Below are 19,314 nucleotides of genomic sequence, written 5' to 3'. Positions count from 1 at the left end.
ACGTGGACAACGTCATCAAGCAGTCCCTCGCGGGCCTTCGGGCCATGCTCGTCCTCACCGTGCTGTTCGGCGTGCTCTACCCCGCCGCAGTGTGGGGCGTCGGCCAGGTTGCCGGACGCGACCAGGCGGCCGGCTCGCTCGTCTGGTCCGGAACCAGGGTCGTCGGCTCGAGCCTCATCGGCCAGCAGTGGCAGGGCGACGAGTGGTTCCACGGTCGCCCCTCGGCCAGCGACTACGCCGGCGACACGAGCGGTGGAACCAACCTCGGGCCCGGTGCTGACCTCGAGGCCGAGGTCGCCAAGCGCGTGGGGGCAGCGGGTCTCGACCCTTCGACCGCTCCCGCCGACGCGCTCACCGCATCGGGCAGCGGGCTGGACCCCCACATCACGCCGGCGTATGCCGTCGCCCAGGTCGAGCGCGTCGCCGCAGCCCGCGGCCTCGACGTCACCCGGGTCCGGGCCCTCGTCGAGGAGCATTCACAGGACCGCATCGCCGGCTTCCTGGGCCAGCCGCGGGTCGACGTCCTCGAGCTCAACCTCGCCCTTGCGCGTCTCTCGGCGCCGAGCGCCGGGTGACCTGAGAGGATCAGCGCATGGGTCGAGGGTCGCTTCGGATCTACCTCGGGGCCGCGCCCGGAGTCGGCAAGACGGTCGCGATGCTCGACGAGGCGCACCGGCGCCTCTCGCGGGGCACGGACGTCGTCGTCGGCTACGTCGAGACGCACGGGCGGTCCCACACGGCGGCCATGCTCGAGGGCCTCGAGGTCCTCCCTCGTCGCACGGTCGAGTACCGCGGCAACCGGCTCACCGAGCTCGACGTCGCCGCGGTCCTCGCCCGACACCCTCACGTGGTCCTCGTCGACGAGCTCGCCCACACCAACGTCCCCGGCTCGGGCGCCCCGTCGGGCGGCGGGGCCGGGGACGCGTCGCGTGGCGGGCACGAGAAGCGCTGGCAGGACGTCGAGGAGATCCTCGAGGCCGGCATCGACGTCATCTCGACCGTCAACATCCAGCACCTCGAGTCGCTCAACGACGTCGTCGAGTCGATCACGGGCATCCGACAGCAGGAGACCGTCCCCGACGAGGTCGTACGCCGGGCCGACCAGGTGGAGCTCGTGGACATGTCACCCGAGGCGCTGCGCCGTCGGATGGCGCACGGAAACATCTACGGACCCGACAAGGTCGATGCCGCCCTCGCCAACTACTTCCGGACGGGGAACCTCTCCGCGTTGCGCGAGATCGCGCTGCTGTGGCTCGCGGACCGGGTCGACGAGGCGCTCGAACGTTACCGGGCCGACCAGGGCATCAGCGAGCAGTGGCCCACTCGCGAGCGCGTCGTCGTGGCCCTGACCGGCGGCGCCGGCAGCGAGACGCTGCTCCGGCGAGGTGCCCGCATCGCCACCCGCGCGGCCGGCGGTGACCTCATCGCCTGTCACGTCCGGTCGTCCGAGGGCCTCACGTCGACCGACCCTGCCGTGCTGGTTCGGCTGCGGCAACTGGCTCGCGACCTCGGGGCGGAGTTCCAGGACGTCTCCGGCCAGGACGTCGCAGAGGCGATCCTCGACCACGCCCGCGGCGTCAACGCGACGCAGATCGTCGTCGGCGTCAGCCGGCGAGGCCGGTGGCAGCAGATCCTGCGTCCGAGCATCGCCTCCGAGGTGGCCGACGGCTCGGGCGACATCGACGTCCACCTGGTCCCTCACGAGGGGTCGAAGGTCGCCAGCCGTCGCCGGAACGCCACTGGCCTGCCCGCCCGCCGGGTCGTCGGCGGGATGCTGTTCGCCGTCGTCGCCCTCGTCGGGCTGACCGCCGTGCTCGTCGCCACCCGGGAGGGGCACACGCTCTCGCTCGACCTGCTCCTCTACCTCGCGCTGACCGTCGTGTGCGCCCTCGTGGGTGGCATCTGGCCGGCGCTCTTCTGCGCCGTCGTCGGCTCGCTCGTCGTCAACTGGTTCTTCACCGAGCCACGGGGCACGCTCACCATCAGTGACCCACCCAACGCCCTGGCTCTCGCCGTCTTCGTGCTCGTGGCCATGGCGGTCTCGTCGGTCGTCAACGTCGCAGCCCGGCGCACCGAGCAGGCGGTCTCGGCCGAGCGCGAGTCGTCGGCGCTCGCCGCGATGAGTCGCGACCTGCTCGCCGAGCCGCGACCCCTGCCGGCCCTGCTCGACCGTGCGCGCGACGACCTCGGCATGCGCGCTGCCGTGCTCACCGAGTCGCACCCGGACCAGCCATCGACCGTCGTCGCCTCGACCGACCCCCAGCTGCCCGCGGGCACCGTGCTCCCGGCCGGCGCCGTGTGGGCTCTGGACATCACCGTCGACGACGGTGTCCACCTGCTGCTCGACGGACCGCCCGTGGCGGCAGAGGACCAGCGCGTCGTCAACGCGTACGCCACCCACGCCGCGATCCTGCACGGACGCGAGCAGCTCGTCCGGGCCGCGCGCGAGGCCGCCGGGCTCGCCCGCGACAACGCCGCGCGCACGACCCTGCTCGCCGCCGTCTCGCACGATCTGCGCACGCCCCTCGCGAGCATCAAGGCGGGGGTCTCCACGCTGCGCCAGTCCGGTCTCGACCTGACGGCCGACGACGAGGCAGAGCTGCTCGAGTCGATCGAGGAGAGCGCGGACCGCCTCGACGCCCTCATCGGCAACCTCCTCGACCTGTCCCGGCTCGAGACCGGTGCCGTGCGCGCGCACCACCACTCGATCGACCTGCTCGACGCCGTCGTGTCGACGGTGCGCACCACCTCCGCCCCCCAGCGCGTCGAGGTCGACCTCGAGCCGGACCTCCCCCTCGTGCGGACCGACCTGGGACTGCTCGACCGCGTGCTCGCCAACGTCGTCGAGAACGCCCTGAGGCACAGCGGCGACGCAGAGGTGCGCCTCACGGCAGGCCGGATCGGAGACACCGTGCAGCTGAGGGTCATCGACCGCGGACCGGGCGTGTCCGATGCCGACAAGGAGCGCATCTTCGCTGCGTTCCAGCGGGCAGGAGACGCCCCGCAGGGCGACGGCCTCGGCCTCGGCCTGGCCGTCGCCCGGGGACTGATGACCGTGCTGGGCGGCTCGCTCGTCCCGGAGGACACCCCCGGCGGTGGCCTCACGATGGTCGTCGAGCTGCCCCTCACCCCGACGGTCCCCTCGGTTCGAGGTGATGACGGCACCGACGTGGCTGACCGCATCACCTCGACCGAGCCGGCCGGGCCTGCCGAGCCTGCCGAGCCTGCCGAGCCTGCCGAGCCTGCCGAGCCTGCCGAGCCTGCCGAGACGAAGGAGGACGCGTGACCCGAGTGCTCGTCGTCGACGACGACCCGCGGCTGCAGCGCACCCTGACGATCGCGCTGCGGGCCCACGGCAACGAGGTCGTCACAGCCGCCGACGGTCGCACCGCGGTTCAGTCGGTGCTCGAGGACGCACCCGACGTCGTCATCCTCGACCTCGGACTGCCCGACCTCGACGGCACCGAGGTGCTCCGCCGCATCCGCGCCGCCTCGGTCGTCCCGGTCATCGTCCTGTCGGCACGTCACGAGTCCGACGACAAGATCGAGGCGCTCGACCTCGGTGCCGACGACTACGTCACGAAGCCCTTCGGCGTCGAGGAGCTCCTCGCTCGGGTGCGCGCGGCCGTGCGCCGCGGCGGCGACCTCGGCCGGCACCTCGGGCCGGTCGTGACCGACCACTTCGTCCTCGACTTCGCCGAGCGGAGGGCGACCGTCGAGGGCGAGGACGTCCGTCTCACGCCGACCGAGTGGCGGGTGCTCGAGGCGTTGTGCCGCGAGCCCGGTCACCTCGTCCAGCAGCAGGACCTGCTCCGAGCCGTCTGGGGCCCTTCGTACGGGCGCGAGTCGAACTACCTGCGCGTCTACGCCAACCAGCTGCGCCGCAAGCTCGAGCCCGACCCGGCGAACCCGCGCCACCTCGTCACCGAGCCCGGTCTCGGCTACCGCTTCAACCCCTGAACCGCGGGGGCGGGCGGGACTCGCGGCTGTCGGGTGTCGGGCCCTCGGGGGTCAGTAGCGCTCTCGGCCGCCGCGGTCGGTGAGGTTCCAGGCGTCCTCGGACTCCTCGTCGTCCTCGTCGACCGTGCGCGTCATGTCGCCGGGCGTCCACCGCGCCATCGGGACCGCGGTGGTCTCGTCCTCGTGGGCACGCTGCTCACCGCGCTCGGCGACGAGCGAGGCCGTGCGCTGCGGCGCGACCTCCTCGTCGGGCTCCTCGGCGTAGCCGGCCGACGCTTCGGCAGGCTCCACGTCGACGGGCGGGGCGGCATACGGCTCGGCGGGCTCGATGATCTCGGCGAGGTCATCGGCGTCGACGGGCTCGTTGGGGTGCGGCACGTCCTCGCCGCGCAGCAGCGCGAGCGTCTGCTCGAGGTCGTCCGGGCGCACGAGCACGTCGCGGGCCTTGGAGCCCTCGCTCGGGCCGACGACGCCGCGCGACTCGAGCAGGTCCATGAGCCGTCCGGCCTTGGCGAAGCCGACGCGCAGCTTGCGCTGGAGCATCGACGTCGAGCCGAACTGGGTCGTGACGACGAGCTCGGTGGCCTGGAGCAGCACGTCGAGGTCGTCGCCGATGTCGTCGTCGATCTGCTTCTTGGGCGCCGCGACGGTGACGTTCTCGACGTAGTTGGGCTTGAGCTGGGTCGTGACGAACTTGACGACCTCGTGGATCTCGGACTCGTTGACCCACGCGCCCTGGACACGCATCGGCTTGCTCGCGCCCATCGGCAGGAAGAGCGCGTCACCCTGGCCGATGAGCTTCTCGGCGCCGGGCTGGTCGAGCACGACGCGGGAGTCCGCGAGCGAGGACGTCGCGAACGCCATGCGCGAGGGGACGTTGGCCTTGATGAGGCCCGTGACGACGTCGACCGACGGACGCTGCGTCGCGAGGACGAGGTGGATGCCGGCGGCACGGGCGAGCTGGGTGATGCGCACCACCGACTCCTCGACGTCGCGCGGGGCGACCATCATGAGGTCGGCGAGCTCGTCGACGACGACGAGGAGGTACGGGTAGGTCGTGATCTGGCGCTCCGAGCCCGGCAGCGGCTTGACCTTGCCGGCGCGGACCGCCTTGTTGAAGTCGTCGACGTGCTTGAAGCCGAACGCCGCGAGGTCGTCGTAGCGCTGGTCCATCTCCTTGACGACCCACGCGAGGGCCTCGGCGGCCTTCTTGGGGTTGGTGATGATCGGCGTGATGAGGTGCGGGATGCCTTCGTAGGCCGTCAGCTCGACGCGCTTCGGGTCGACCAGGATCATCCGGACCTCCTCGGGCGTCGAGCGCATGAGGATCGAGGTGATCATCGAGTTGACGAAGCTCGACTTGCCCGATCCGGTGGCGCCCGCGACGAGCAGGTGCGGCATCTTCGCGAGGTTGGCGATGACGTAGGCGCCCTCGACGTCCTTGCCGACACCCATGACCATCGGGTGCTCGTTGGTGCGGGCCGTGTTGCTGCGCAGCACGTCGCCGAGGGACACGTTCTCGCGGTCGAGGTTCGGGATCTCGATGCCGATGGCGGACTTGCCCGGGATGGGGCTGAGGATGCGCACGTCGGCCGAGGCGACGGCATACGCGATGTTCTTGGAGAGCGCGGTGACGCGCTCGACCTTGGTGCCCGAGCCGAGCTCGACCTCGTAGCGCGTGACCGTCGGGCCGCGGGTGAACCCCGTGACGGCGGCGTCGATGTCGAACTGGTCGAAGACGTTGGTCAGCGACTCGACGACGCGGTCGTTGGTCTCGCTGCGCGTCTTGTGCGGCGGCCCCGGCGTCAGCATCGCGTGGTCGGGCAGCTGGTAGGTGATGTCGCCGCCGAGGCTGAGCTGCTCGACGCGAGCCGGCAGGTCGGACATGGGCGGCGGGATGAGCTCGGCCTTGGGGCCGACCTTGCTCGTGTCGGGAGCCCCGAGGGTCTTGGGGTCGGTGGCGTCGATGACCTTCTCGCCGCCCTTCTCGCCGCCGGGACGGGGAGCCAGCAGCCCGGGAGGCGTGGGGCGCTTCTCGCCCGGTCGCAGCTGCGTCGTCGCCTCGTCCTCGAGGGCCTTCTGCGCGGCCTGGCGGAACGCCTCGTCGCCGTCGCGGTCGGCGAGGTCGACGGCCTTGCGGCGCGCGCGCTTCACCGCTGCGGCAGGGGCGTCGAGCGCCTCGTCGGGCTGCTCGTCGACGTGGTCGCGGTCGATGACGAGGGCGCGCAGCTGGCGCAGGCGGGTCGGGATCATGTTGACCGGCGTCGCCGTGATGACGAGCAGGCCGAAGAGCCCGAGCAGGACGAGCAGGACGAGCGCCCCGTAGGTCGAGACGGCCGCCGCGAGCGGGCTCGAGGCGAGGAAGCCGAGGATGCCGCCGGCGGCACGCATGCCGTCGGCGCCGTCGGGCGGGTTGGGGATGCCGTCGGCAAGGTGCGACAGACCGCACGCGGCGAAGGTCAGGGCGATGGTGCCGACGACGACGCGGTTGGTCGCCGCGTCGTCCTGGGGAGCGCGAAGCATGCGCAGGCCGAGGGCGAGCAGCACGAGCGGGACGGCGTAGGCGACGCGGCCGAAGGTGCCGGCGAAGACGGCGTGCACCACCTGGCCGAAGGTGCCGGAGACGCCCCACCACTCACGCGCGGCGACGACCACGGCGAGCGCGATGAGCGCGAAGCCGATGCCGTCGCGGCGGTGCTCCGGCTCGAGGTCGGCGGCGCTGTGCCCGACGCGGCGCACCGCTCCCCCGGCCATGTGCGAGACGCCCATCCAGGTGTTGCGCATCGCGCCGAACGGGAAGGGGAGGCCTCCGCCCCGCGTCTTGGACGCGGTCTTGGCGGCGGGCTTGCGGGCCGCGGGCTTGCGCTGCGCGGGCCGGCCGCCCCGGGCTGCGGGAGGGCGTGACGAGGCGCTGCCCGCGGACCCCTTGGCGCGGGTGGCCGCGGCGGAGCTCGAGCGCTGGCTGGTGGACGGACGTGACGCCATGCTCGCACCGTACGTCAACGCACCGCTGAACTCACGCGTCACACGCGCAACAGGGCTGACCAGTCGGACGCGGCTGCCGTATGCCGTGGGCGCGCCCGCCACCGTCCCGCGAGGTCCCCGGCGGGGTCGGCGTCTCAGATCGCGACACCCGGGGACCGACCGGTGGACAGCCGGTGACCGACCCCTTTATCGTCGTGCGCAGGTCATGAGTGCCAGTGACAAGCCCCGGCTCGCTGGCCAGCAACCCTCCTCCGCGGTGGGGTGCTCCGGGTGACGACCAGGCCACCCTCGGTCTGAACGTGTGATCGAGGTCGGCAAGCGCGGACCTGCACCGGGTGGGTCCCATGACCCAGGAGCACTCCCATGTCGGTCCTTCCCTCGACGCACCCAGCGGCCTCCCTCTGTGGCGGCTCCCCCGCACCCGTCGTGCGCACCCGCGCCCTGCACGTCGTGCCCGAGGCGCGCACCCTGCCCACCGTCGTCGGCGCGGGACTGCGCGTGCCCACGCTCCACGGCGACACGGCATACGCCAACCTCGACCACGCGGCCTCGACGCCGGCGCTCGAGACGGTCCAGGCGGCCGTCGACCGCGCCCTCGAGACCTATTCCTCCGTGCACCGCGGCGCCGGGTTCGCCTCGCGGCTGACGAGCGCGTGGTACGAGCAGGCCCGCGCCGAGGTCGCCGCCTTCGTCGGCGCGCGTGAGGGCGACTCCGTCATCTTCACCCGGACGACGACCGACTCGTGGGCCCTGCTGAGCAAGGCGCTGCCGAGCCGCACGACGGTCTTCGTCTTCGGCACCGAGCACCACTCGACCCTGCTGCCCTGGGGCCGCTTCCGCACCGTGCGCCTCCCCGTCCCGCAGACCGTCGAGGACGCGCACGCCCTGCTCGAGGAGGCGCTGACCGACCACCCGTCGCGCCACCGCCTCGTCGTCGTCGCGGCCGCCTCGAACGTGACGGGAGAGGTCTGGCCGGTCGAGCGCTTCGCCACCCTGGCGCACGAGCACGGCGCCCGGATCGCCGTCGACGCGGCCCAGCTCTCGGCGCACCGCACCATCGACCTCGCCGCGTGGGACGCCGACTACGTCGCGTTCTCGGGGCACAAGACGTACGCCCCCTACGGCGCGGGCGTCCTCGCCGGGCGCTCCGACTGGCTCGACGCCGGCAACCCCTACCTGCTCGGTGGCGGCGCGACGCGCTCGGTGACCGAGGACGGCACCACGTGGGCGACCGGGCCGGCGCGCCACGAGGGCGGCAGCCCCAACGTCATCGGAGCCATCGCCCTCGCCGCGGCCTGCTCGACGATCAGCCGGCACCGCGACGCCATCGAGGAGCACGAGACCCGCCTCCTCGAGCGGCTCCGCGCCGGACTCGACGACGTCGCGGGCGTCGAGGTCCTGTCGATCTTCGGTGACGACAGCGACCGGGTCGGCGTCGTCGCCTTCACCATCGACGGCTGGGACTCCTCGCTCGTGTCGCAGGTCCTCTCCGTCGAGCACGGCATCGGCGTGCGGGACGGCAAGTTCTGCGCCCACCTGCTCGTCGACGAGCTCCTCGAGGACCCGTGGGGCGAGCGTTCCGCCACCGCGGTCCGCGCCAGCATCGGCCTCGGCAGCACGCTCGAGGGCGTCGAGCGGCTCCTCGCCGCCGTCGCGCGGCTCGTCGAGCAGGGCACCGACGCGGAGTGGTCGCTCACGGAGACCGGATGGGCGCTCGAGGGCACCGACCCGCGCGACGTCGAGGTCGAGCGACCCTGGTGACCGCGGACGTACGCCGCTGAGCGGGTCCGTGCCCGAGCGCGGGCGCGCGGTCGGTGCGCTCGAACGCTCAGGGTCGGGTCAGCGCGCCGGCAGGGCGTAGCTCGCCCAGACCGCGGCGTGGTCGGCGCGATTGAGAGCCACCTGCCCGGCCTCGACGACCGTGAGGCCGCGGCTCAACAGGTGGTCGAGCTGGACGAAGGCCGGAAGCCGGTTGCCCGCGAAGGGCCAGGTGCGCACCCACCCCTGCCCGTCGGTGCGCTGCGCGTCGTCGAGGCCCGCGGCGAGGTCGCGGAAGCCGGGGTGGCCGAAGCCGGCGTTGAAGTCGCCGGCCATGACGAGGAGCTCGTCGCCGTCGAGACGCTGCTTCCACGACTGGAGCGCCCGCAGGCCCGCGCGCCACTCGACGGTGTCACCGCGCAAGGGCGCCGTGGGATGGGCGACCTTGAGACGCACCGTGCCGTTGGGCACGGTCACGTCGACCTCGGGCTGGACGCTCCGGGTGCCCTCGAGCGCCGGGTCGGTGCCGAGGCTGCGCACCGAGAGCGGGTAGCGCGACAGGACCATCGTCCCCGTGTAGGTGCTGGCCCGGGCGACGCCCTCCCGCTGGCTGAAGTAGTCGGCCGCCCCTTCGGCGTCGAGCCGCCGCAGGATCGCGGGCGTCGCCTCGGTGAGCACGAGGACGTCGACGGAGTGAAAGCGCACGGCGTCCATGAGCTGGCCGGCGTTGGCCGACCCGATCCAGACGTTGGCCGACATGACCGTGAGGTCGCGGTCGGCCTTCGGCGAGGAGGTGGCCCGGAAGGCCGGCGCCGCGACCGTCGCCGCCACGACGAGCGCGACGACGACGGGGACGAGCATCCACCACCGCCGTAGCACGAGCGTCGCCACGGCGAGCAGGCCCAGGCCGATGACGACGAAGGGCCCAGCCGTCTGGAGCACGACGACGACGTATGCCGTCGAGTCGTACCAGCGCAGCGCCCCGACGGCGACGAGCCCGAGCAGGACGACGCCGATGACGACGTCGACCCAGCGCCGGCGGGGACGACGCCCGGCCGGCTCCCGCGTCGACGACTCGGCGGGCTCCCCCGGACGACCGGAGGGCCCGTCGTGGCCGTCGTCGCTGTCGAGGTGCCCCCGGTCGGCCTCCTGCACCGTCACGTCAGGCCTGCAGCACGACCGGGATGATCATCGGCCGGCGGCGGATCTTGCCACCGACCCACGAGCCGACGGCGCGCCGGATGACCTGCTGGAGCTGCTGGTCGTCGCGGACACCCTTGGCGACGGCCTCCTCGATGGCCCGCTCGACCTTGGGGATGACCTGCTGGAAGATCTCGTCGTCCTCGACGAACCCGCGGGCCGTGATCTCCGGGCCGCTCGCGATCTTGCCGGTGGCCGCGTCGAGCACGACGACGCAGGTGATGAAACCCTCGTCGCGCAGGATCCGACGGTCCTTGAGCAGCGCCTCGTCGGCGCCGCCCACGCTGCTGCCGTCGACGTAGACGTAGCCGCACTCGACGACACCGGTCACCTCGGCGACCCCGTTGACGAGGTCGACGACGACGCCGTCCTCGGCGAGCACGACGTTGTCCTCGTGGACGCCGGAGGCGATGGCGAGCTGGGCGTTGGCATACATGTGCCGCCACTCGCCGTGCACGGGAAGGACGTTGCGCGGCTTGACGATGTTGTAGCAGTAGAGCAGCTCGCCCGCGCTGGCGTGGCCCGAGACGTGCACCTTGGCATTGCCCTTGTGCACGACGTTGGCGCCGAGGCGCATGAGGCCGTTGATGATGCGGTAGACGGCGTTCTCGTTGCCGGGGATGAGGCTGCTCGCGAGCAGCACCGTGTCGCCGGGGCCGACGTCGATGCGGTGCTCGCGGTTCGCCATCCGCGAGAGGGCCGCCATCGGCTCGCCCTGGGAGCCGGTGCAGATGAGGACGAGCTCGTCGTCACGCAGGCTGTCGATCTTCTTGATGTCGATGAGGATGCCGTCGGGCACGCGGAGGTAGCCGAGCTCGGCGGCGATGCCCATGTTGCGCACCATCGAGCGCCCGACCATGGCGACCTTGCGGCCGGCCTTCTCCGCGGCGTCGAGCACCTGCTGCACGCGGTGCACGTGGCTGCTGAAGCAGGCGACGATGACGCGGCGCTGGGCGTGACGGAAGACCTTGTCGATGGCCGGAGCGATCTCGAGCTCGGGCGTCGTGAAGCCGGGGACGTCGGCGTTCGTCGAGTCGGTGAGGAAGAGGTCGACGCCCTCCTCGCCGAGCCGGGCGAAAGCACGCAGGTCGGTGAGGCGACCGTCGAGCGGCAGCTGGTCCATCTTGAAGTCGCCGGTGTGCAGCAGCGTGCCGGCCTCGGTGCGCACGAAGACGGCGAGCGCATCGGGGATCGAGTGGTTGACCGCGACGAACTCGAGGTCGAAGACGCCGAGCTTCTCGCGCTGGCCCTCCTTGACGGCCATGGAGTACGGACGGATCCGGTGCTCCTTGAGCTTGGCCTCGACGAGCGCCAGGGTCAGGGTCGAGCCGATGATCGGGATGTCGCCCTTGAGCTTGAGCAGGTAGGGCACGGCGCCGATGTGGTCCTCGTGGCCGTGGGTGAGGACGATGGCCTCGATGTCGTCGAGCCGGTCGGCGATGTAGGTGAAGTCCGGCAGGATGAGGTCGACTCCGGGGTGGTGGTCCTCGGGGAAGAGCACGCCGCAGTCGATGACGAGCAGCTTGCCCTTCGTCTCCAGCACGGCCATGTTGCGGCCGACCTCGCCGAGCCCTCCGAGCGCGACGACCCTCAGGCCGTTGTCGGGGAGGGCTGGCGGCGTGGTCAGCTCGGGGTGGGGGTGGCTCACAGGTGTCCTGTCATTCGGTGGTGCTGCCGGGCCGTCGAGGGCTCCGGTCAGAGGTCAGCGGGGCGGTCATCCGACCGCCGGGTGGGCCGCGGTGGCGGCGAGAGCGGCGAGAGCGGCGAGAGCGGCCCGGACGAGGGCGGTCTGCTCCTCGTCGGCGGGCACGAGCGGCAGCCGCACGGCCGTCGACTCGATGATGCCCTGCTCGGCGAGGCCGGCCTTGGCCATGATGGCGCCCTGGGTGACGTTCATGACGGCGTTGACGATCGGGGTGAGGCGTCGGTGCACGGCTCGGGCGTCGTCCCAGCGCCCGTCGACGACGGCGTCGGCCATCTCCCGGTAGGCCGCCGGGGCCACCTGGGACGTGACGCCGACGAAGCCGACGGCCCCGTTGAGGAAGTGGCCGAGGTTCATGGCGTCGTCGCCGGAATACCAGTCGAGGCCCGTCTCCTGCATCATCTCGCTCGCGAACCAGAGGTCGCCGCGGGCGTCCTTCACGGCGGCGATGCGGTCGTGCTCGGCGATGCGCAGGTAGGTCTCGCGCGCGATGGCGATGCCCGAGCGGCCGGGGATGTCGTAGACCATGACGGGCAGGTCGCTCGCGTCGGCGAGGGCCGTGAAGTGGGCGACGAGGCCGGCCTGCGGTGGCTTGTTGTAGTACGGCGTCACGGCGAGCACCGCGTCGGCGCCGGCCTTCTGCGCGTGGCGCACCGCCTCGACGCTCTTGGCGGTGTCGTTGCTGCCGGCGCCCGCGATGACGACGCAGCGGTCGCCGACGGCCTCGATGACGGCGCGGAGCAGCTCGTCCTTCTCGTCGGACGAGGTGGTGGGCGACTCGCCGGTCGTGCCCGAGACGACGAGGCCGTCGTGACCAGCGTCGACGAGGTGGGCCGCGACCCGCTGCGCGGCGTCGAGGTCGATCGAGCCATCGGGCCGCATGGGCGTGACCATCGCCGAGAGAACACGTCCGAGGGCGGGTGCGTCAGCCATGAGGCCAAGGTTAGCGCCCGGGCCCTCGCTCACGACGCCACGCCCACGCCGGAGACCCGGGCCGGTTCGCCGGGGGCACGAAAGAGGCGAGGCACTACTCGCTCGGGGGTCCGAGTAGTGCCTCGCCACCTCCTATATCGGCGGGTTCGCCCGGGCGTTACAGCCCGATCCGGGCTTTCTTTCGCGTGATCGCGTATGCCGTGTCAGCCGCGCCGCTCGTAGGTGACCCAGGCGAAGCCGGGCTGCTCGTCGCGGGCGGTCTCGGTCCAGATGTCCGGGTCGATGGCCGGGAAGGTGACCGAGCCCTCCGGGGACTGGTCGACGTCCGTCACGAGGAGGCGGACGGCATACGCCATCGCCTGTCGGTAGATCTCTCCCCCGCCGACGACGAAGACCTGCTCGGCCTCGGCCACGAGCGCGAGCGCCTCGGGGAGGGAGTGCGCGACCTCGACGCCGGGAGCGCTCCAGTCGCGCTGGCGGGTGACGACGACGCTGCGCCGGCCGGGGAGCGCGCCCATCGAGTCGAACGTGCGGCGGCCCATGACCATCGGGTGGCCCATCGTCGTGCGCTTGAAGAACTTGAGGTCCTCGGACAGGTGCCACGGCATCGTCAGCCCGTCACCGATGACGCCGTTGCGTCCGACGGCGGCGATCATCGTCACGTTCGGCAGCGCGGTGGTCATGGCGCCAAGGCTCCCAGACTCGGGCCGCTCAGACGGCGATGGGGGCCCTGATGCCCGGATCGGCGACGTAGTCGACGAGCTCGAAGTCGTCGAGGTCGAAGTCGTCGATGTTCGTCTTGCCCGGCGTGATGCGCATCGTCGGGAGCGCGTGCGGGGTGCGGGTCAGCTGCAGGCGGGCCTGGTCGAGGTGGTTGAGGTAGAGGTGCGCGTCGCCGAGCGTGTGCACGAACTCCCCCGGCTCGAGGTCGGTCAGCTGGGCGACCATCTGCGTCAGCAGGGCGTAGCTCGCGATGTTGAACGGCACGCCGAGGAAGATGTCGGCGCTGCGCTGGTAGAGCTGGCACGAGAGGCGCCGGCGGCCGTCGGGTCCGGGCGGCGAGACGTAGAACTGGAACATCGTGTGGCACGGCGGCAGGGCCATGTCGTCGACGTCGGCGACGTTCCAGGCCGAGACGATGAGGCGGCGGCTGTCGGGGTTGGTGCGGATCTGCTCGATGACCTTGGCGATCTGGTCGACGCGTCGGCCGTCGGGCGTGGGCCACGATCGCCACTGGTAGCCGTAGATCGGGCCGAGGTCGCCTGTGGCGGGGTCGGCCCACTCGTCCCAGATCGAGATCCCCCGCTCCTGGAGCCAGCGCACGTTGGTGTCGCCGCGCAGGAACCACAGCAGCTCGCCGATGATCGAGCGCAGGTGCAGCTTCTTGGTCGTCACGGCCGGGAAGCCGTCGGCGAGGTCGAAGCGCATCTGGTGGCCGAACACGCTGAGCGTGCCCGTGCCCGTCCGGTCGGACTTCTCCTGACCGTGGGTCAGGACGTGGTCGAGGAGATCGAGGTACTGCCGCACGATCCGCAGCCTAACCCGCAGGCCCTGCAGCGGCCGGACGCCGTGCCGCCGCGCCATGTCGAGCGCGTTCGTGTGCAGGAGGCGCCCCGCGCAGGGCCGCCGGCGCACACGAAGCCCTTGCCTGCAGGGCGTCGGCTGAGGCTGTGGATGGGCTACGCACCGGAGGCTCCTGCGCCGACAGGCTCATGTCATGGATCCTCTGCTCGCGGCCCGCATCCGGGGACAGTCGGGCCTCGTGACGCGCGAACAGGCTCTGGCGGCGGGACTGACCGAGAAGGCGATCCGCTGGAGGGTTCACTCAGGTCGGTGGACCGTGGTGCACCCGCGCGTGTTCCTCACCGAGCCGGGCCGGTCTGGTTGGGACCTGAGGGCCATCGCCGCCCTGCTGCACGTGGGTCGGCCGGCGGCGCTGCACGGCGTCAGCGCAGGCCACGCCTGGACGCTGCTCAACCGCCCGGATGACCCGATCGAGGTCGTCGTTCCGCTCGGGCGGTCGGGACGCGCGCGCGACGGGATCACGATGGTGCGGAGCCGGCACTTCGACGAACGCCTGGACCCCGCTGCGTGGCCGCATCGGGTCGCGGCCGCGCACACCGTCTTCGACCTCTGCGCCGGCCAGACCCTCGATCGTTCGGTGGCCGTGATGGCCAAGGCGCAGCAGCTGCGCCTCTGCACACCGGAGCAGCTCCTCCGTGCCCTCGCAGCACGGCCGCGGCAGCCGCGGCGGAGGATGTTGCTCGAGGCCCTGGGTAAGGTCCGAGACGGCGTCGAGAGTGCAGCGGAGTATCGCTACGTTCGCGACGTCGAGCGTGCGCACCGGCTCCTCGTCGGACGGCGGCAGGCACCCGCTGCCGGACAACGACACCGGGACAGCGCCTACGACGAGGTGAAGGTCGTCGTGGAGGTGGACGGTCGACTCGGGCACGAGGGCTGGGCCGCCCAGTCCGTCGACCGGCGGCGAGACCTCGACGGCGCGGTCGCGGGCTGGCTGACCGTCCGCCCCACATGGCTCGAGGTCGCTCATGCACCGTGCGGGCTCGCGGCCGACCTCGACGCGATCTTCAGGGACCGCGGGTGGGCCGGCAGGGCCGAGCCCTGCCACCTCCCAGCGTGCCTCGTCACCCGGCAAAGGCTCGGATGACGGTCGTCAACCCGACTCCGTGTGCAGATGCAGCCCTCAGAAGGGCAGCGAATGCACACGGACCTGCGCTGGCAGGCGACCCCGCCGCGGTCAGGCGTCGTAGTCGAGGCTGACCTCGTCGGTGACCGGGTGGCTCTGGCAGGCGAGCACGATGCCGGCCGCCACCTCCTCGGGTTCGAGCGCGTAGTTGCGGTCCATCCGGACCTCGCCCGAGACGAGCCGGGCACGACAGGTGCCGCACACGCCGCCCGTGCACGAGTAGGGCGCGTCGGGCCGGGCGCGCAGGGTCGCGTCGAGGATCGTCTCCTCGCGGCTCGGCATCGGGATGACCGTCGTGCGTCCGTCGAGGTTCACCGTGACCGTGGCCTCGGGCGGTGCGCCGGCGTCGACGACGACCTTGCGCCTCGGCTCCGTGCCGTCGTCGACGTGGAAGATCTCGTGGTGGATGTGCCGCGGGTCGACGCCGCGCCCGGTGAGCAGCGCCTCGGCGCCGGTGACCATGCCGAACGGCCCGCAGAGATACCACTCGTCGACGGATCCGACCGGCAGCAGCGTGCCGAAGATCGCCTCGAGCCGCTCGCTGTCGAGCCGCCCGTGGAAGAGCTCGACGTCCTGGGCCTCCCGGGACAGGACGTTGACGAGGTGGAAGCGCCCCGGGAAGCTGTTCTTGAGGTCCTCGAGCTCCTCGAGGAACATGATCGAGCTGGTGCGCCGGTTGCCGAAGAGCAGCGTCGCGCGCGACCCGGGCTCCTCCTCCAGCGCCGTGGTCAGCAGCGAGATGACGGGCGTGATGCCCGAGCCGGCCGCGATCGCGACGTGATGGCGTATGCCGTCCGGCCGGGTCGGGCACGTGAAGGACCCCTGCGGGGTCATGACCTCGACGACGGCGCCGGGCGAGACGCCGTCGTTGAGCCAGTTCGACATACGACCCTCGGGCACGCGCGCGGCCGCGACCCGCAGGCTGCGCCCGGCCGGGTCGGTCCGACGTGACTGGCAGATCGAGTAGGACTGGCGCACGTCCTCACCGCGGATCTCGGCGCGGAGCGTCAGGTGCTGGCCGGCATCGAAGACGAACTCGTCGACGAGGTCCTCGGGCACGGCGAAGGTGACGGCGACGGCCTCGTCGGTGAGGCGCTCGACCGACGAGACGGTCAGCGGGTGGAAACGCGCGCGGTGTCGGGCGCTCGTGGCCTGGGCAGGGGCCGTGTCCGCGGCGGGATCGGCTGCGGTCGGGGTGGAGACGTCGGTCATTCAGATGGCCTTGAACTCGTCGAAGGGCTCGAGGCACGCGTTGCAGCGGCGCAGGGCCTTGCACGCGGTCGAGCCGAAGTGGGCGATCTCGGTCGTGTCGGCGGAGCCGCAGCGGGGGCAGGCGACGACGTGGCGGCTCAGGGTCACGGCCACGGGACCGTGCGGCTCCCCCACCGGCACCGCGCCGGGGGGCGCGATCCCGAAGCGCAGCAGTGCCGCTCGCCCGGCGTCGCTCATCCAGTCGGTCGTCCACGCCGGCGACAGCTGCGTGCGGACGTCGGCGGCATACCCCTGACGTGCGGCCTCGAAGACGATGCGTGACGCGATCGCCTCCATGGCGGGGCACCCGCTGTAGGTCGGGGTGATCGTCACGGCGACCGTGTGCGCCTGCTCGTCGACGTCCACGTCTCGCAGGATGCCGAGGTCGGCGATGCTGATGACGGGCACCTCGGGGTCCGGGATGCGCGAGATCGCCTCTGCGACAGCGGACTCCACGGCCACGGCGTTCACCACGTCGCGCCGGGATGCGACCGTGCGATGTGTTGCATCTCGGCCAGGAGCGAGCCCATGGGACGCGAGTGGATGCCGGCACGACCTCCGCGCGAGCGCCACCGCGAGCCGTCGGGCAGCGTCAGGGTCCCCTGCTCGACGACGTGCGCGACCCGGGCCACGACGGCGTCATGGAGGGTCGAGGGCAGCACGCCGACCTCGAGGTCGGCCGCGAGCACCGAGGCCTCGTCGTCGTCGAAGAGCTCGGCGAGATGCGGCAGCACGCGCTCGAGCGCCGTCTGCATGCGTCGGTGGGACTCTGCGGTGCCGTCGCCGAGGCGCACGACCCAGAGCGAGGCGTGGTCGAGGTGGTAGCGGACCTCCTTGAGGGCCTTGCCCGCGACGCCCGCCACGACGTCGTCGCCCGAGCCGGTCAGGGCCGTGTGCAGCTCGACCTGGTAGGCGGAGAACCAGAGCAGCCGGGCCATCTCGTCGGCGAAGTCACCACACTCCTGCTCGACGAGGTGGACGTTGTGCCACTCCCGCTCGTCGCGCTGCATGGCATAGTCGTCCTCGCCGCGACCGGTGCCGTCGATGGAGCCGATGTAGGGGTAGAGCCCACGCGCCTGACCGAGGAGATCGAGCGCGATGTTCCCGAGCGCCATGTCCTCCTCGATCTGCGGCGCGTTCGTCATCCACTCGCCGAGGCGCTGGGCGTAGACCATGGCGTCGTCGGCGAGCCCGAGGAGGTAGGCGGCGTACGGCTTGGCCCCGGGGGCGGCGCCGGTGTTCTCGGCGGCGCCGGGCAGGGACTCACGGTGCGCGGACTCCGAGGCAGAGCTCACGGCGCCGGTGACCGGCTCGGTGACCGGCGTGGTGCCGGTGTCGGTCGAGGGCGAGCTGGCTGAGGTGCTCACAGGTACTCGACATCCTCGGGCACGTCGTAGAAGGTCGGGTGCCGGTAGATCTTGTCGCCGGCCGGGTCGAAGAAGGAGTCCTTCTCGGACGGGCTGCTCGCGGTGACGTCGTCGGCCTTGACGACCCAGATCGAGACACCCTCCTGGCGGCGGGTGTAGACGTCGCGGGCGTTGCGCAGCGCGAGCTCGGCGTCGGGCGCGTGGAGCGAGCCGACGTGCACGTGCGACAGTCCGCGCTTGCCGCGAACGAACACCTCCCAGAGGGGCCAGCTGCGCTCCCCCTGGGCAGGCTCCGACGGGGCCCCGGCACCGGTGGTCGGGGTGGTGGCTCCGCTCACGCGGCACTCTCCTTCTGCTGCTGCTCCCGCTCGCGGGCGGCCTGCTTGGTGGCGTACGCGTTGGCGGCCTCGCGCACCCAGGCACCTTCGTCGTGGGCCCGGCGGCGGTGCTCGATGCGCTCGGCGTTGCACGGGCCGTCGCCGCGCAGCACCTGCCAGAACTCGTCCCAGTCGATCTGGCCGAAGTCCCAGTGGCCGCGCTCCTCGTTCCAGCGCAGGTCGGGGTCGGGCAGGGTGAGGCCGAGCTTCTGGGCCTGCGGGACGGTCATGTCGACGAACTTCTGGCGGAGGTCGTCGTTGCTGAACCGCTTGATGCCCCAGGCCATCGACTGCTCGGTGTGGCCACCCTTGGCAGCGTCACCGGTGTCGGGCGGACCGAACATCGCGAGCGCCGGCCACCACCAGCGGTCGGCGGCGTCCTGGGCCATCGCCTTCTGGGACTCGGTGCCGCGCATGAGGTTCCAGAGGATCTCGAAGCCCTGCCGCTGGTGGAAGGACTCCTCCTTGCACACGCGGATCATGGCGCGGGCGTACGGGCCGTAGGAGCACCGGCACAGCGGCACCTGGTTCATGATCGCCGCACCGTCGACGAGCCAGCCGATGGCGCCGCAGTCGGCCCACGTCAGCGTCGGGTAGTTGAAGATCGAGGAGTACTTCTGCTTGCCGTCGTGGAGCCGCTCGAGCAGCTCCTGCCGGTCGATGCCGAGCGTCTCGGCCGCGGAGTAGAGGTAGAGCCCGTGGCCGGCCTCGTCCTGCACCTTGGCGATGAGGATGGCCTTGCGGCGCAGCGACGGGGCGCGCGTGATCCAGTTGCCCTCGGGCTGCATGCCGATGATCTCGGAGTGCGCGTGCTGGGCGATCTGGCGGATCAGCGTCTCGCGGTACTCGTCCGGCATCGCGTCGCGGGGCTCGATGCGCTGGTCGGCCGCGAGCAGCGCGTCGAAGTCGCCACCGACGGTGTCCCGCCCGCCCCGCTGGTCCTCGTGCTCGGCCGCCGCGTCGTAGGCGCCGGTCTCGGCCGCGTTCAGCGGTTCGTTCGGGTCGATGACGTCATTGCCATACATGAGTCCAGTATGCGAGATGCAGCCGAGGGCGTCCAAAGCCGGGGTGCAC

16 protein-coding genes and 1 riboswitch are annotated in these 19,314 nt (G+C 71.9%); of the genes, 5 read left to right on the top strand and 11 right to left on the bottom strand.

The window, feature by feature from the left end:
- Positions 1-2: 2 nt before the first annotated feature.
- The 3 genes from kdpC to AC1DW8_RS12545 are packed head-to-tail and all read left to right on the top strand — an operon-like array spanning position 3 to position 3,960.
- A complete protein-coding gene (gene kdpC / locus AC1DW8_RS12555; protein ID WP_478094370.1) occupies positions 3-575 on the top strand; it encodes a potassium-transporting ATPase subunit KdpC in 573 nt (190 codons plus the stop codon).
- Between the two features lie 17 nt (positions 576-592).
- A complete protein-coding gene (locus AC1DW8_RS12550; RefSeq protein WP_478094368.1) occupies positions 593-3,286 on the top strand; it encodes a DUF4118 domain-containing protein in 2,694 nt (897 codons plus the stop codon).
- Positions 3,283-3,960 carry a response regulator transcription factor gene (locus AC1DW8_RS12545; protein ID WP_020142628.1) on the top strand — a complete coding sequence of 226 codons (678 nt, stop codon included), beginning with the start codon at positions 3,283-3,285 and terminating at the stop codon, positions 3,958-3,960. Before AC1DW8_RS12550 ends, AC1DW8_RS12545 begins: the two co-directional genes overlap by 4 nt.
- A 51-nt stretch (positions 3,961-4,011) precedes the next feature.
- Here the strand turns inward: AC1DW8_RS12545 and AC1DW8_RS12540 are convergent, their stop codons facing one another.
- Complete coding sequence (locus AC1DW8_RS12540; RefSeq protein ID WP_478094365.1) at positions 4,012-6,945, bottom strand: FtsK/SpoIIIE family DNA translocase; 2,934 nt, start codon at positions 6,943-6,945, stop codon at positions 4,012-4,014.
- A gap of 201 nt (positions 6,946-7,146) precedes the next feature.
- Positions 7,147-7,272, top strand: a riboswitch (SAM riboswitch).
- Positions 7,273-7,308: 36 nt separating this feature from the next.
- Here AC1DW8_RS12540 and AC1DW8_RS12535 point away from each other — a divergent pair.
- A complete protein-coding gene (locus AC1DW8_RS12535; RefSeq protein ID WP_478094363.1) occupies positions 7,309-8,706 on the top strand; it encodes an aminotransferase class V-fold PLP-dependent enzyme in 1,398 nt (465 codons plus the stop codon).
- Between the two features lie 78 nt (positions 8,707-8,784).
- On the opposite strand, the gene AC1DW8_RS12530 is transcribed toward AC1DW8_RS12535, so the two are convergent.
- The 5 genes from AC1DW8_RS12530 to AC1DW8_RS12510 all read right to left on the bottom strand — a co-directional run bounded on the left by AC1DW8_RS12530 (position 8,785) and on the right by AC1DW8_RS12510 (position 14,065).
- Complete coding sequence (locus AC1DW8_RS12530) at positions 8,785-9,864, bottom strand: endonuclease/exonuclease/phosphatase family protein (protein WP_056780246.1); 1,080 nt, start codon at positions 9,862-9,864, stop codon at positions 8,785-8,787.
- 1 nt (position 9,865) lies between these two features.
- Positions 9,866-11,551: a ribonuclease J gene (locus AC1DW8_RS12525; RefSeq protein WP_056824824.1), complete on the bottom strand. Its 1,686-nt coding sequence runs from the start codon at positions 11,549-11,551 to the stop codon at positions 9,866-9,868.
- Positions 11,552-11,617: 66 nt separating this feature from the next.
- Complete coding sequence (dapA, locus tag AC1DW8_RS12520; RefSeq protein WP_478094361.1) at positions 11,618-12,538, bottom strand: 4-hydroxy-tetrahydrodipicolinate synthase; 921 nt, start codon at positions 12,536-12,538, stop codon at positions 11,618-11,620.
- A gap of 203 nt (positions 12,539-12,741) precedes the next feature.
- The gene (locus AC1DW8_RS12515) at positions 12,742-13,221 is read right to left on the bottom strand and encodes a dihydrofolate reductase (RefSeq protein WP_478094359.1); all 480 of its coding nucleotides are present in this window, start codon (positions 13,219-13,221) and stop codon (positions 12,742-12,744) included.
- Between the two features lie 28 nt (positions 13,222-13,249).
- Positions 13,250-14,065, bottom strand: a complete 816-nt coding sequence (locus AC1DW8_RS12510; RefSeq protein ID WP_056780260.1) for a thymidylate synthase — start codon at positions 14,063-14,065, stop codon at positions 13,250-13,252.
- Positions 14,066-14,255: 190 nt separating this feature from the next.
- Here AC1DW8_RS12510 and AC1DW8_RS12505 point away from each other — a divergent pair, with 190 nt between their 5' ends.
- On the top strand, positions 14,256-15,206 hold the full coding sequence (locus AC1DW8_RS12505) for a type IV toxin-antitoxin system AbiEi family antitoxin domain-containing protein (RefSeq protein ID WP_478094357.1): 951 nt from the start codon (positions 14,256-14,258) through the stop codon (positions 15,204-15,206).
- 90 nt (positions 15,207-15,296) lie between these two features.
- Here the strand turns inward: AC1DW8_RS12505 and paaE are convergent, their stop codons facing one another.
- From paaE to paaA, 5 genes are read right to left on the bottom strand one after another with little or no spacing between them, the layout of a single operon-like run.
- On the bottom strand, positions 15,297-16,457 hold the full coding sequence (gene paaE, locus AC1DW8_RS12500) for a 1,2-phenylacetyl-CoA epoxidase subunit PaaE (RefSeq protein WP_478094355.1): 1,161 nt from the start codon (positions 16,455-16,457) through the stop codon (positions 15,297-15,299).
- Positions 16,458-16,967, bottom strand: a complete 510-nt coding sequence (gene paaD / locus AC1DW8_RS12495) for a 1,2-phenylacetyl-CoA epoxidase subunit PaaD (RefSeq protein WP_478094937.1) — start codon at positions 16,965-16,967, stop codon at positions 16,458-16,460.
- Positions 16,964-17,863, bottom strand: a complete 900-nt coding sequence (paaC, locus tag AC1DW8_RS12490) for a 1,2-phenylacetyl-CoA epoxidase subunit PaaC (RefSeq protein ID WP_478094353.1) — start codon at positions 17,861-17,863, stop codon at positions 16,964-16,966. Before paaC ends, paaD begins: the two co-directional genes overlap by 4 nt.
- Positions 17,860-18,201: a 1,2-phenylacetyl-CoA epoxidase subunit PaaB gene (gene paaB / locus AC1DW8_RS12485; protein ID WP_056780265.1), complete on the bottom strand. Its 342-nt coding sequence runs from the start codon at positions 18,199-18,201 to the stop codon at positions 17,860-17,862. The genes paaC and paaB overlap by 4 nt, the downstream gene beginning before the upstream one ends.
- Positions 18,198-19,265 (bottom strand): 1,2-phenylacetyl-CoA epoxidase subunit PaaA, encoded by a 1,068-nt coding sequence (gene paaA / locus AC1DW8_RS12480; RefSeq protein WP_056780268.1) that lies wholly within the window; start codon positions 19,263-19,265, stop codon positions 18,198-18,200. The genes paaB and paaA overlap by 4 nt, the downstream gene beginning before the upstream one ends.
- Positions 19,266-19,314: the final 49 nt, after the last annotated feature.

It is taken from the genome of Terrabacter sp. P2_E3, assembly GCF_056403915.1.
This window is presented reverse-complemented; position numbering and strand designations above follow the sequence as displayed.

Bases quoted from the DNA above. Each gene is read 5' to 3' on its own strand.
- AC1DW8_RS12550 (WP_478094368.1), top strand. From the start codon at position 593: ATGGGTCGAGGGTCGCTTCGGATCTACCTCGGGGCCGCGCCCGGAGTC.
- AC1DW8_RS12540 (WP_478094365.1), bottom strand. From the start codon at position 6,945: ATGGCGTCACGTCCGTCCACCAGCCAGCGCTCGAGCTCCGCCGCGGCC.
- AC1DW8_RS12535 (WP_478094363.1), top strand. From the start codon at position 7,309: ATGTCGGTCCTTCCCTCGACGCACCCAGCGGCCTCCCTCTGTGGCGGC.
- dapA (WP_478094361.1), bottom strand. From the start codon at position 12,538: ATGGCTGACGCACCCGCCCTCGGACGTGTTCTCTCGGCGATGGTCACG.
- AC1DW8_RS12515 (WP_478094359.1), bottom strand. From the start codon at position 13,221: ATGACCACCGCGCTGCCGAACGTGACGATGATCGCCGCCGTCGGACGC.
- AC1DW8_RS12505 (WP_478094357.1), top strand. From the start codon at position 14,256: ATGGATCCTCTGCTCGCGGCCCGCATCCGGGGACAGTCGGGCCTCGTG.
- paaE (WP_478094355.1), bottom strand. From the start codon at position 16,457: ATGACCGACGTCTCCACCCCGACCGCAGCCGATCCCGCCGCGGACACG.
- paaA (WP_056780268.1), bottom strand. From the start codon at position 19,265: ATGTATGGCAATGACGTCATCGACCCGAACGAACCGCTGAACGCGGCC.